The sequence below is a fragment of the Lunatibacter salilacus genome (assembly GCF_009797935.1).
Classification (GTDB): domain Bacteria; phylum Bacteroidota; class Bacteroidia; order Cytophagales; family Cyclobacteriaceae; genus Lunatibacter; species Lunatibacter salilacus.
The window spans coordinates 94,841-108,593 of sequence record NZ_VOLC01000019.1 but is presented as its reverse complement, the minus strand read 5'-3'; the positions used below and the strand labels follow the sequence as shown (position 1 = coordinate 108,593).

The following is a 13,753-nucleotide window of genomic DNA, read 5'->3' as shown; positions in this document are numbered from 1 at the left end:
ATATATGAAAAGAGTATTTTGCACTTTATTATCAATTTTTACATTTGTCTTTGTTCATGCGCAGGACGTTCCTTTTGGCTTTAGCGAAAACTCAATTTTACCCCAGCGGGACTTGGAGCAGCAATTCTTGGGAGCGACGGACTTTTCACGGTTCAAATCTCACTTGCAGACCATCAGCTCAGTACCCCATGTTGTTGGCAGTGCCGCCAACGAAAAGGTAAAGGCCTACCTGGAAAAAACCATGGAGGAGGCCGGATGGGATGTTCAGGCGTATCCCTATGACGTCTACCTGCCTAAGGATCCCGGCGAATCCTATGTGGAGATCGTTACTCCCCGTCGGCTTCCGCTAAATCAGCAGGAAGATGTACTCCCAGAAAATCCCTATTCCAGTCATCCTGATTTAAAGAAAGGTTGGAATGCCTACTCGGGCTCCGGAGATGTGACGGCAGGCGTTGTCTATGCCAATTACGGTACCAAAGCAGATTTTGAAAAACTGGAAGAACTGGGTGTTTCTATAAAGGGTAAAATCGTAATAGCACGCTATGGAGGGAATTTCCGAGGATATAAAGCCAAATTCGCCGAACAATATGGCGCTGCCGGACTTTTGATATATACTGATCCGGGAGACAGTGGCTACTCCAAAGGGCTGGTATTCCCGGAGGGGATTTACTACAGCGAGAGTTCCATACAGAGAGGCTCCTTGATGACGGAGGATTTTACAGGAGATCCCCTTACACCTTTTGAACCTGCATTGCCATTAGACGGTAAAAAACAGGTGAAGCGGCTGGACCCTTCCGAAACGCAACTGCCAACGATCCCCGTGACATCCATTCCTTATGGATCCGCAAAGGAAATATTTGCTGAAATGAAAGGCCAATCTGTACCAACGGGCTGGCAAGGGGGTTTGCCCTATACCTACCGCATCGAGGGAGGAGAAGCGTTACAGGTGCGTGTAATGGTAGCCCAGGAAAGAGATTTTGTGCGCATTAACAATGTGGTGGGTACCATAAAAGGGTCGGAATATCCGGATGAGTGGATCATTTTGGGTTGTCACTACGATGCATGGTCCTTCGGAGCTACTGACCCCAACAGTGGAACTGCGATGCTACTTGCGTTAAGCGAATCATTGGGAAAACTCGCACAGGCAGGGCATAGACCCAAGCGCTCAATACTAATTGCGCATTGGGATGGCGAAGAACATGGGGTAATAGGGTCTACCGAATGGGTGGAACAGTTCCGTGAAGAGTTGTCCGCAAAAGCCGTTGCTTACCTTAATTTCGATGCGGGCGTATCCGGAAGGACTGTAAGAGGCTCTTCCTCCCCTACCCTCAAACACCTCATGGCTGCTGCGGGGAAAGAAGTAACGCTACCCGATTCCAAAGAGACCATCTACGCAAACTGGGCGGGTACAGGTGAAGAACCGATTATGGGCAACTTGGGAGGAGGATCTGACCATATCGCATTCTATATGCACTTGGGAATTCCTTCCCTCAGCGGTGGCGCTGGAGGTCCTACGCTTTACCATACCAACTATGACGACCTGTACTTCTATGAAAAATTTGCAGATCCCTCCTTTAAAATGGGGGGAACTGTCGAGCAATGGGTGGGTATTATTAGTCTGCGCTTGGCAAACGCCACCATCATCCCTTATCAGGTAACCCGCTATGCCAAAGATCTAAATACCCACTTTGAGGCCGCAAAAAAACAAATAAAAGAATATTCCCCTGATTTCGAAGGTTTTAGTCGGGTAAAAGTTGCCTTAGAAAACCTATCAAGTAGTAGCAACCATATGAATGAGGTTCTGCAACAAAAATTGGCCACAAATAGCTTGTCCAAAAAACAAATAAAGGCGGTTAACCAAGCCCTGCTAACTTGGGAAAAAGCTTTTATCCTGAAAGAAGGTATGCCGTTTGGAGTGTGGTATAAGTCGCTTTATGCGTCTACCGATCCATTTAGCGGCTATGCATCTTGGGTACTTCCGGCCATACAGTACGACATTGAAAGAAAATCCGCAGATAACCTGAATGCATTGGATAAATCCTATGCGGCGGCTATCAACCACCTATCGGGCCAGATCAAGAAGGCAGCCACCTTATTGAACAATGAATAAAATCCAAACAGCGGCCACGTCGGCACCGGTATCCGCAGTCAATTCGACAGTTTATCCCATTCTGTTTACGATTAGTTTTGCTCATCTGCTCAATGATCTCGTTCAGTCTGTACTGCCTGCGGTATATCCCCTATTGAAAGAGAATTATCTGCTGACTTTTACGCAGATAGGATTGATTACACTGACCTTTCAGATTACTGCGTCTCTTTTACAACCCTTCGTAGGCCTTTTCACAGACAAGCATCCGCAGCCTTTTTCTTTAGCTATGGGAATGGGGTTTTCATTGGTAGGACTGATCCTATTGGCATCTGCTGGAAGTTATGGGATTGTTCTTTTTGCCGCCGGGCTGGTTGGAATGGGTTCTTCCGTATTTCACCCAGAGTCATCCCGAGTTGCCTACCTGGCATCCGGTGGCAGACGGGGGCTGGCACAATCTATTTTTCAGATTGGCGGGAATGCCGGGTCAGCAATCGGACCCTTGTTGGTGGCAGTGGTTGTGATGCCCTATGGGCAGGGAAATATCCGTTGGTTTGCCTTGGGAGCCTTGTTGGCCATTTTTGCATTAATCAAGGTCGGGGTTTGGTACAAAAATTATCTAGCCATTGAATCTACCATCAAATCTTCAAAGAAATCAATCACAGCACGAAATCTAAGCAAACGTCAAGTAAAAGCATCGGTTGGCATTTTATTGGTGCTGATTTTTTCCAAATACTTCTATATGGCCTCCATGTCCAGCTATTTCACCTTTTACCTGATTGAAAAATTTCAGGTAAGCATCCCCCAATCACAGATTTACCTGTTTGTGTTTCTGGCGGCTATTGCGGCGGGTACCTTTTTGGGAGGCCCTTTGGGTGATAAGTACGGCAGAAAATACATCATTTGGATTTCCATCTTGGGAGCTGCTCCCTTCACGCTTTTGTTACCACATGTAGGGTTGCATTGGGTGATTGGTCTGTCGGTTGTGATCGGTGTGGTATTAGCCTCAGCCTTTTCTGCCATTTTGGTTTATGCCCAAGAACTTCTACCGGGAAGGGTCGGTATGATATCTGGGTTGTTTTTTGGTTTTGCCTTTGGAATGGGTGGGCTGGGCTCTGCCTTACTGGGTAATCTTGCTGACAGGACAAGCATAGAATTCGTCTTTCTGATATGTTCTTTTCTGCCATTATTGGGTCTCGTCACATGGGGACTTCCTGATTTGAAGCAAAATCGGGCCTAAACAGGCGAAAACTGGATTACGGATTTTTCAATATCAAAAGAAGATCCAAATCCAAAATTACGAATTATCTATAATATATGTAATTTTATTAATTATAATGTATTTTTTAAATATTTTTATTGAAATATTTGCAAATTAGGTGGCAACCTGCTACCTTTGAAACATCAAACAAAGACAAATGGTCTTTTATACTGTAGGATGATGAAACTGGCAGACATGCCCTCCGGTCTCGGGGGTGGGGAATTCAGGATAAAGCAAACATCGAGCTCGTGTTTTTGCCTAACTGCCCCGTGGAGGTTCGACTCCTTCTCCTACAGCAGGTTATTTTGGGTTTATTGTTAATTGACTAAAGCTATGAGATTCTGTTTCATAGCTTTTTTTATTTGCTGGAATTTGAATTTTTCTATGTCAAAACGCAGCTTTTTTAAATCTAATACCCGTGTGGGTACAGGGCGTGTTAAATACACGGATCGCCACCAAAAAATTATTTGACACAGTTTATTTTTGCCAATAACTCAAAAATACTTTAATTTTAAATCAGTAGAGTTAAAAGCATAATTCACATGAACTCAAGAAGAAAATTTATAAGCAAGTCCCTGCAAATGGGGATGGCCACTGGTATGGCCTCCTATTTGCCGGGGTTTGCTTTTGAAAACGGTACGGATATGAAAGAAAGATCAAAACTAAATAACATAAATCTGCCTTCCAATTTTGGTTTAGGCGGTGTGGCGATTGGTAATGGTTTCCGCCCTACGACGGATGAACTGGCCCAACAGGCAATGGAAGGAGCCTGGGAAGCCGGCGTAAGGTTTTTTGACACATCCCCCTGGTATGGTCTGGGCCTGAGTGAGCGTCGCTTTGGACGCTTTCTCCACAACAAAAAGCGGGAAGAATACATCCTTGCGACAAAAGTCGGTAGGATATTAAAAGCCGCAAAGGAGCCACCAAAGTACAACACTTGGAAGGATGCCTCTCCTTTTGACTACGAGTACGATTATACGGCATCAGGCATACGCCGATCGATTGAAGACAGTCTCCAACGCCTAGGTATCAATAGTATAGACATCGTATTTATCCACGATCTATCTCCCGATAACGGAGACATGAAGGAAAATTGGAAAGAATATTTCAAGGTAGCCACCGAAGGAGCCATGCCTGAGTTGACCAAGATGAGAGAGGAAGGATTGATTAAAGGCTGGGGCTTGGGTGTCAACCGGATAGAACCCATTTTGGAAACCTTGAAAATCGCAGATCCCGACGTATGTCTGTCGGCCACTCAGTATTCGCTGATGTACCATGAAGACGCTTTGGAGAGGTTATTTCCGGCTTGTGAAGATAAAGGAGTGAACATAGTGGTGGGTGCCCCATTGAATGCCGGGTTTCTTGCCGGAATTGACCGCTACGATTACTGGGGAGAAATCCCGGAGGGTTTCAAAGAGAAACGGAAAAAAATGAGCGAACTAGCCGAAAAACACGGCACGGACTTAAGAACGGCCGCTTTACAGTTTTCGGCAGCTCCTGACATTGTATCCGCGGTCATTCCAGGCACAAGGTACCCGGAGCAGGCACGTGAAAACGTGGAATCCATGAAAGTAAAAATTCCTCAGGAATTCTGGGAGGAATTGGTTGAGAAAAAACTGATTTCGGAAAAAGCACCATGGCCGAAATAATTTAGTCGGTTGGTGATTTCCCTGTTCGTTTTTTATTAAAAAAAGGCTGGTTATCTCGGGATGACCAGCCTTTTTCGGTTAAATTATTATAGTTCCTAGAATCCGCAGTACTTTTATGTAATCAGATGATTCTAATGAAGAAACACCTTCCAGACTTTACCCATTTAATTTGGACAACAAGCTGATTATCAACAAAACCTGCGAGGTTTTCGGATTTAAGGTAGTTAATAAAGGGGATTTTGAATCAGTGAGAAGTTTCTGTTCATTTCATCCAGTTTTATTGGCAAAAGGTAAGACCTGTCCTGCCATGCCCTTTCCTGAACGTTGATAACAGTATAGGTCGGATTTGGGGAAGTAGTATTGTCCGGCAGTAACTGATACCTTACCCTGACTCCTGTGGCATCTCCATAAACTGAGGGGGCAATCATCCATCTTCTCACATCAAAATAGCGATGGTCCTCATAAGCCAATTCCACCCTTCTTTCATTTCTGTACCTTTCTTTTAGATCTTGTCCAGAATCAGTCACAGGAGGCATACCTGCCCGCTCTCTGATCATATTCAGGTAAGTTCTGGCCTCGCTTTCTTCACCTAATTCTATGCATGCTTCCACATAATTAAGAAGCACTTCAGTGTATCTCATCACTCTCCAAGGAACTTCTTGTCTAAAGTACTGATGATCGACGTTTGGATCAATGAATTTCTTGAGGTAATAGCCTGTGTACGTACCATTCCAATCTTCGATGGGGCCTTGTCTGGTATCCAAACCATTGACAATATCAACCCGGTTGGTAGCTGCATTGTACCTTTCCCATTGACCTACCTGGATAATCCCTTGAGGATCGGAATCCCTCAAATTCGCAGGCCTCTGTCTCCATTGTGCACCTTCATAGAGAAAAGTAGCATAAAACCTTGGGTCTCGGCTACCATAAGGATCGGCTGCATGGTTGGGATTGTTCCAGTCAAACTTGGTACCATCAGCCATTTCAAAATCATCTGCCAATTGCCCAATAGGTGTATTTCCACCCCAGTTATGATATCCATTGGGTCCATTAAATAATCCAGGGTCTCCAATATCCCAATTTTCCTGTACCCTTTGCAACAAAAACCTCACATAAATGTCTTCTGAAGTTTCTTTAGATATAAACAATTGTTGGAAATTTTCAGATGGATCTTCGCCACTGGTATGTAGTGAATACAATCCCAAATCCATGACATCTCTTGCTGCATCTTTGGCGGCTCTCCATCGGCTCATCTGATCACCGGAAGTGAAACTGATAAGTTCAGGTTGGGAAAAACCCTGTGCCCATGAGGGATTATGGTAAAGGTCACTCGCTGCATACAACAAAGCCCTTGCTTTTATCGCTAATGCAGCTCCTTTGGTAGCTCTGCCCATGTTACTCCCAAGTTGTTGTAAGGGTAGCAGTTCGGCGGCTTTGTCAGCTTCTTCTACCACAAATGCCAGTACCTCTGCATAGCTCGCTCTTGGCTGTTCATAATCTTCTCCCAATCCATAGGCCCCTTTTATCAAAGGTACACCTCCATAAATGGATAGTAAATTGTGATAGATAAATGCCCGTAAAAAATGGACCTCTCCTATAAGTCTGCTTTTTAGATTTTCATCGGCAAATTCAGCATCGCCGATTTTTTCCATAAATATATTACAGTTTCTTATTTGCCTAAATCCATTTGTCCAGTTAATCTGTTGATATCTTCTACCTGTCCAGAAATTTTCATCCCAAACACCCAAGTAACTTGGATTGATAAGACTTTTGGTGGCATTACTGGTTTCCCAATCCCATACGGCCATGGACTCATCCACCAGGCTGGACATCATTAAAGCATGGAATCCATGAGGAACGGCAAAGTAAATGTTGTTCACGAATGTCTCTATCAGATTTTCATCGTTCCAGACCGCAACTTCCGCATACTGGTCCAACGGCTGGCGGTCCAAAAATTCTTCACTACAAGAACTCACCCATACTGCCAAGGCAAGCAAAATCGCATATATTGTTTTGTTGCTTTTCATTGTCTTAAAAGGTTAAAGTCAAACCACTGTTGATCACACGTTGTAGGGGATAGCTTTGTCCACTAGCACTGTCAGATTCCGGATCAAAATTCCTGAGGTCGGGTGCGTAAGTGAAAAGGTTAAAGCCACTGATGTAAACCCTGAAATTCTGTAGTGCCAACTTACTGGCAATAAATGACGGGAAATTATAACCCAGTTCCAGGTTTTTTAACCTAACATAATCTGTACTGTTGAGCCAGAATGTGTTTCGCTGATTCATCCAATATTCATCGGTCCTGTTGAAAGTGCGTGGAAAATTGGCATTACTATTCTCAGGCGTCCATCGGTTGTCGGCAAAATCTTTTAAGTAATTGCCTATTTCCCCAGATTCTGTACTGACATATCTTACTGCTCCAGTAGCTCCTTGGAATAAAATGGACAAGTCAAATCCTTTCCATTGTGCGCTCATATTCAGCCCCCCGGTAAACCTGGGTATGTTATTTCGCTCATTTCTCACCCTGTCATTTCCATCAATCACACCATCACCATTGACATCTTCAAATATGATGTCCCCAGGCCTGGCTCCCGGCCAATGTGGGGTTGCATCTAGTTGTTCCTGATCCCTGAAGATTCCAACTGATTGATAGAAAAGATCCTGGTTGGGATTATTTGGATTGGTCGGGATAGGTCGGCCTGTAGTTTGTTGATATTGAGGAGCACCGGGAGATTCATCCCAAAATTCCACCCTGTTTAGGGCATAACCTGCGTTGGCAGAAATCTGATAGGTTAAATCACCTGCGTTTCCATTATAGGTAGTGATAAATTCGTAGCCTCTGTTGGATACCTCGCCAATATTTTCTCGGGGAAGGGTCAATCCCGTAGACACTGGAATAGAAGCATTTCTCCACCAGAGGATCTGTGAGCGATAATTGTAGAAAACATCAGCTTCTACTGTAAGGCGACTGTTGAAGAAACCCAGTTCAACGCCAAAATTATACTGGTCGGCCACTTCCCAGGTTACGTTTGGATTTGGTATCCTGAGTTCTCTAAGTGCTTGGTTCTCCTGGTCAACGCCAAAAATATAAGGGATATTTCCAAAACCGTAGGACGCTAGGTACTGCCACTCATCGATCCGGTCATTACCCGTCTGTCCATATGAGGCCCTGATTTTAAAGTGGTCGGCATTAGGCATGAATCCTTTCCAAAAATCTTCTTCGGAGACCCTCCATCCGACGGAAATTCCGGGAAAAAACCCAAATCTGCTACCTTGTGGGAAAATGTAAGAGCCGTCATACCGCCATACAAACTCTGCCAGGTATTTTTCCTGAAACTCATAATTGAACCGACCAAAATAATTAAACCGAGCATTTTGATAGGCAGATCCACCATTGTCTCTTTCAGCATTCCCGCCCGCAAACATTTGGTCCACCGCAGTAGAAACAAAAAATCGACGGAATGCATTTAGTGTGTTGCCATATCCAGTCCGGGATTCCATACCTACCATTAACCTCATGGAATGGTCATTTTGAAAGGTACGGTTGTAATTAAGCATTCCGTTGACAAGCAGCTGCCTGTCTGCACCCATATTTTCAGTTAACCTGGGATCATTGAAGCCTCTTTGTCCTCTGACCAATTCAGGTGTTCCGTCTGGTCCAAGTGTATTTCCATCCCAAGAGTATAGAAACCAAGGCGTTTCGAATCTCTTTTGCATCGTAAACGTCTGATCCAAACCTACGTTTCCATTAAAGGAAAGGCCTTTTACCCAAGGCGCATCTATATTCAACCGCAACGTACTTTGTAAATTGTACATATTGGTCTGGTCATAGCCTGTGGCATCTGTGGTGATGACAGATGGATTGTCACCATACTCGATATCCGGCCCGGGACTGCCGTCAGGCCAATAAGCATGCATATTTGGTTTACCCCGCATGATCATCCTGAAAATATTGCCTGCTGAACGGGTAGGGAAATTTCTTACCTCCTGTCGGCCGGCCACATCAAAACCGATTTTTATATAATCATTTATTTTTCCGTCCAGGTTGCTTCTGAAATCATACTGATCGTATCGGGTGGCACTATTATAATAATAACCATCTTGGCCTTTAGCACCAAACATGACGAAATAATTTATACTCTCATTTCCCCCAGAAGCTGTTACGGTATGGTAACTTTGAGGTGCCCAAGGCCTAAGCACTTCTCCAAACCAATCTGTATCAGGGTGAAGCCAAGGGTCTGTGCCTTCCCTGAAATTACTAATTTCCTGATCCGTAAACCTCACTGGCCTGTTCCTATACATATCTATCTCATTGAGCATGGTGAGGTACTGTTCCGCATTTGCCATTTCAGGTAGCACGGTGGGTTGGTTCCAGCCAAGATTGGAGTTTATTTCAATGATTGCTTTTCCGCTTTTTCCTCTTTTGGTAGTAACCAATATTACCCCATTCGCCGCTTGGGCACCATAAATAGCGGCAGAAGCGTCTTTTAAAACCGTTATGCTTTCCACACTATTAGGGTCTATCCTGGCCAATGACCTACCTGGTATACCATCCACTACAATCAAAGCACCGTTATTACCCAAGGTGTTGGTCCCTCTTATCCGAATGGTGGAATCATCATTTCCAGGCTCACCACTTCTGGTTACAGAACTCAGACCGGGAAGCCTACCTACCAAGCTATTGCTTACATTGGTGACTGGAGCTGTTCTGATAGCATCACCTCCCACCGAAGACACCGATCCGGTGAAAGTGACTTTTCGTTGTTCACCGTATCCAACCACAACTACTTCTTCAAGTGATCTTGAATCCATGATCATCCGGACGTTTAAGGTAGTAGCGGCACCAACTGTGACTTTCTGGGTTTCAAAACCAACAAACGATATTACCAAAACAGCCCCCTGCTCTACATCGAGAGAGAATTTACCATCAACATCGGTAACTGTCCCAATGGTTGTCCCTTCCACTATTACGGTAGCACCAGGGAGAGATTCGCCGGATTCGTCGGTTACTACCCCTGTGATTGGAAAGGCTGCGGCTTCTTGTGACATTTCAACGGCTACTTCCTCAACTATAGGTTTCCCCTTTACTCTGACGTGAATGTTATTGTTGACCTGTCGGAACTCTAGTTTTGTTAGTGACGAGATGTTTTGAAGTATTTCATACAAACTTCTTGTCTCATCACCGTCAATAGTAATGGGTGAAAGCTGTTTCAAATCTTCTCCAGAGTATATAAAATTGAACCCAGACACCTTTTCAATCCGGGAAAATGCCCTCTCCACTTTGGTATTGTGGAACTTTACACTGATCATTACTTCTTCAATGTTCTTTATCTGAGCATGTGTGTCGTTAGCAAATAACAAGCCCACTGACACCAACTGGACTAAGAAAACATAAGTAAACAATTTGGCCAAATGAATGGCTAACGGTATAGGATTTTTCATATCTCTACATTTTTTGATTGGGTATATTTTTTTGATGGACTGGCGGGTTTTTTCGCCGGGATTTTTAACATATTATCCACATATTTCAAAAATCCCTGTCAAATAAGCTTAGGTTATTTTTTCAATATTGGCGTTTCTTCATAAGCAATTTATTTCGGGTTAAAAGATTAATTGTCAAACTTAATTTTTACTTCATTTTGATGGATTGAAAAATTGAAACCTGCTACATAGCTTAGTCCAAGAAGGACATTTTTCAATGTTTCATCCTGAAATTTACCGGAGAAGGTCACCTTGCTTTTAGGCCGGTTGAAAACATGAATTTTAACACCATACCAGTTTTCCAGCAAGAAAATGGCTTCGTCTATCGGGGTTTCTTTAAATAAAATCTGCTTTATTGTCCAACTAAGAATTAAATCTCTATCGAAGTCTGTTACCTGCAACGTCCCTTTTCCAATTTGTGCCATCTGCCCCGGAACCAATAAAACAGAAGGCTTGTCGCCTTCCCTGTCTTCTATTAATACCTTACCCGAAACCAGTGCAATATCCATATTGGATTTGTTATAGGCTTTTACATTAAAAGAGGTACCTAAAGCTACGGCATTGACCTGGCCTATATTTACGATAAATGGTCGAAGAGAATCCTCCACCACATCAAAAAATGCCTCCCCTTCCAAAAACACTTCTCTTTTGTCCAAGTCAAACTGCTTCCTAAATTTCAGCTTACTGTTGGAATTGAGGATTATTTTGGACCCGTCAGAAAGCATGAGATTCGATTTTACCCCCGGAGGTGTAATCCGCTCTACATAAGTTTTCGGTTCAGATATTACTAATTTTTCATCCTCCTCCACCGGGCCAAATAAATAGAGAAACGTCAGACATACGATGAAAAAACAGGCTACTCCCCACCAAAAGCTCAAATTGATAAACGGAGTTCTGTTTGACTTTTTCCCTAAAGTACTTTTTGAATCGAGAGGAACCACCTTGTAATCAAATGACGTTTCCACATCCAGATTCCGCTCTATTTGTTCCCAGATTTCAGATATTAGATTATTTTCTATATGATGGTTTTTAATTGAAAGGTTCAAGATAATTTCTCTAGCCATTTCCGCCGCTTCGTACTGATGTGGATTTTTCGACAGAAGCTCTTCCCATTCAATTTTGGTTTCGGCATCGGGATTTACCACCCACCTCCTAAAGGAAGGGTCCAAAACAAAATCCTCAGCTGTATATTTGGCTATATCCATTTTTCTAAAACCTAATACATATGAGCAGGTTTTCTACAAAATCTATCCTTATAATTTCAAAAAAAAATGAAATTTATTGTTGCGGAAACAAAAATGACCATCGCTTAAAAAATCTGTAAATTAAAGCTTAAATATTCGCCAAATTTGAAATGGATTTGAGAAAAAAATTTATCGACAAAATTCCCTTACAGGCTTTTCTTTAATCCTGAAATGGCTTTCCAAACCAACGTGTAGACCGACTGAACGTTGATTTTCATAACCTCAGCGATTTGCTCATAGCTAAAACTATCGAAAAAATAGTACCGGATGACCTCTCTCTGGCGTGCAGGCAATTTATCTATGGCATTGGATAATTTAAAACTTCTTTCTTGATCAATTTGGGTTCTAATCAAATCACTTTCGGCAGATTCTAAAAAATACAATACATCATATTTTTCAAGTTCTAATAATCCCCTTTCCATTTTGGAGCTTTCTATTTGCCTGTAAATTTTATGGCTTAAACATTTAAAAAGATACAACTTAAAATTATCGACCGTTTTGATCGAATTCCTGTACTTCCAAAGGTCCAAAAAAACATCCTGAATACAGTCCTTTACAAAGTCTTCATCTGAAACAATGGATCTACCCAATGAAAAAAGCTGGGAAATATATTTCTTGTAAATCGCTTCTAATCCGGTACGTTCATTGTTTCTGATTTTCTGCCAATTTTCAAAATCATCACATACCTGTCCCGTTCGAAGTTGGTGTAAACTTTTTTCCATTATTGCTATTTTGGGTTGGACACTAAAGTAGGGATATAAAATTTACAATAAAATACATTATGACATTTATTATTCTAAATTTTCCGGCACTTTAAAAAATATAAATGACACCAAACCAAATAATCCATAGATATTTGGCTTTAAAGGATAAGAGACTAGTACCTATAAATACATTAATTTAAAACCTCCTCCATACTAAAAACCGCTTTAAACCTTGGACCGGTATACCGCTCTAAATAATTTGATTGGCTGAATAAAAGAAAAAATCAACTTATTCATGTTTTTAGAGATTTTAAACAAATTTCTTATGCAAAAGAAGCAAGTTTATATTTTGTCACTGCCCTCCAAGAGTTTAGGCCATCATTTCCAAATGCTTCGTTCACATATTCCAAGCTATACCCATTTTACGGCCTGATTTTATAATTTTACCCAAACCGCTGCTGAAAATCCTTTTTATAGGACATAGGCGTAACCCCTATCCGGTCCTTAAACTGCCTGTTAAAATTGGAAAGGGTGTTAAAGCCGCTTTCATAGCATACTTCACTGATATTAATCCTTTCCTCATGAAGCAGTTTGCAGGCATGACTGATCCGTACGTCAGAGAGAAAATCTGAAAACGATTTATTCATACGGGACTTGAAATAGCGGCTAAAGGAGCTTACTGTCATATTCGTAAGTGTAGCCACATCTTCCAACCGTATTCCCTCCTTAAAATGCTCCATTACGTAATCATAGACCTGGCTCATCCGGTCTTCTTCCGAAGCCTTGTTCAGGTTGGTATATCCAGCCTGAACAATGGGGTGGCAATCCCTGGAAACAACCATTAACTGCAAAATTCTTAACAGGTGAATAATACTTTCCAGTCCCTTCAAGGTCAGCAACCTCTTCATCATGGGCCGGATCACACGGTTGGTTTCCCCATCTACTTCCAGTCCCCTCACCGAACGATGCAACAGATGCTTTAATCCCTCAAATTCTTCCTTTTCAAGTAATCCCTCACCTATGAAATCCGCTGAGAAATAGACCACAATACCATGTGTCTTTAATTTTTGGGACTTATCGAAATATTCCTGATCATTTCGCCATAGGTGGGGGAGATTTGGCCCTGTAAAAACCAGGTCATTCTCCCTGAAAGGTTTCATGTTATCTCCCACAAACCGGGTACCCCTGCCCTCCAGCACTAAGAATAGCTGGTATTCGGGATGGAAATGCCAATTGGAATCGAAAGAAGAGGCAATTAATTCCCTCACCACAAATGCCATGTGGCCAGGAATTTTCGATTTTTGAAATGGTTTGTTCACATCACTCTC

8 protein-coding genes are annotated in these 13,753 nt (G+C 42.6%); 3 read left to right on the top strand and 5 right to left on the bottom strand.

The window, feature by feature from the left end:
- Positions 1-4 precede the first annotated feature (4 nt).
- From FQ608_RS21715 to FQ608_RS21705, 3 genes are all read left to right on the top strand, one after another.
- Positions 5-2,110: a M28 family peptidase gene (locus tag FQ608_RS21715; RefSeq protein WP_158860595.1), complete on the top strand. Its 2,106-nt coding sequence runs from the start codon at positions 5-7 to the stop codon at positions 2,108-2,110.
- Positions 2,103-3,326, top strand: coding sequence for an MFS transporter (locus tag FQ608_RS21710; RefSeq protein WP_158860594.1), 1,224 nt, complete (start codon positions 2,103-2,105; stop codon positions 3,324-3,326). Before FQ608_RS21715 ends, FQ608_RS21710 begins: the two co-directional genes overlap by 8 nt.
- 563 nt (positions 3,327-3,889) lie before the next feature.
- A complete protein-coding gene (locus FQ608_RS21705; RefSeq protein ID WP_158860593.1) occupies positions 3,890-4,996 on the top strand; it encodes an aldo/keto reductase in 1,107 nt (368 codons plus the stop codon).
- A gap of 224 nt (positions 4,997-5,220) precedes the next feature.
- Here the strand turns inward: FQ608_RS21705 and FQ608_RS21700 are convergent, their stop codons facing one another.
- The 5 genes from FQ608_RS21700 to FQ608_RS21680 form a co-directional block, all read right to left on the bottom strand.
- Entirely contained in the window at positions 5,221-7,023 is a 1,803-nt protein-coding gene (locus FQ608_RS21700) for a RagB/SusD family nutrient uptake outer membrane protein (protein WP_158860592.1), read from the bottom strand.
- A gap of 4 nt (positions 7,024-7,027) precedes the next feature.
- A complete protein-coding gene (locus FQ608_RS21695) occupies positions 7,028-10,438 on the bottom strand; it encodes a SusC/RagA family TonB-linked outer membrane protein (protein WP_158860591.1) in 3,411 nt (1,136 codons plus the stop codon).
- A gap of 167 nt (positions 10,439-10,605) precedes the next feature.
- Positions 10,606-11,682 carry a FecR family protein gene (locus tag FQ608_RS21690; RefSeq protein ID WP_158860590.1) on the bottom strand — a complete coding sequence of 359 codons (1,077 nt, stop codon included), beginning with the start codon at positions 11,680-11,682 and terminating at the stop codon, positions 10,606-10,608.
- Between the two features lie 185 nt (positions 11,683-11,867).
- Positions 11,868-12,443: an RNA polymerase sigma factor gene (locus FQ608_RS21685; protein ID WP_158860589.1), complete on the bottom strand. Its 576-nt coding sequence runs from the start codon at positions 12,441-12,443 to the stop codon at positions 11,868-11,870.
- 425 nt (positions 12,444-12,868) lie between these two features.
- Complete coding sequence (locus FQ608_RS21680; protein ID WP_234364322.1) at positions 12,869-13,744, bottom strand: AraC family transcriptional regulator; 876 nt, start codon at positions 13,742-13,744, stop codon at positions 12,869-12,871.
- Between the last annotated feature and the right edge of the window lie 9 nt (positions 13,745-13,753).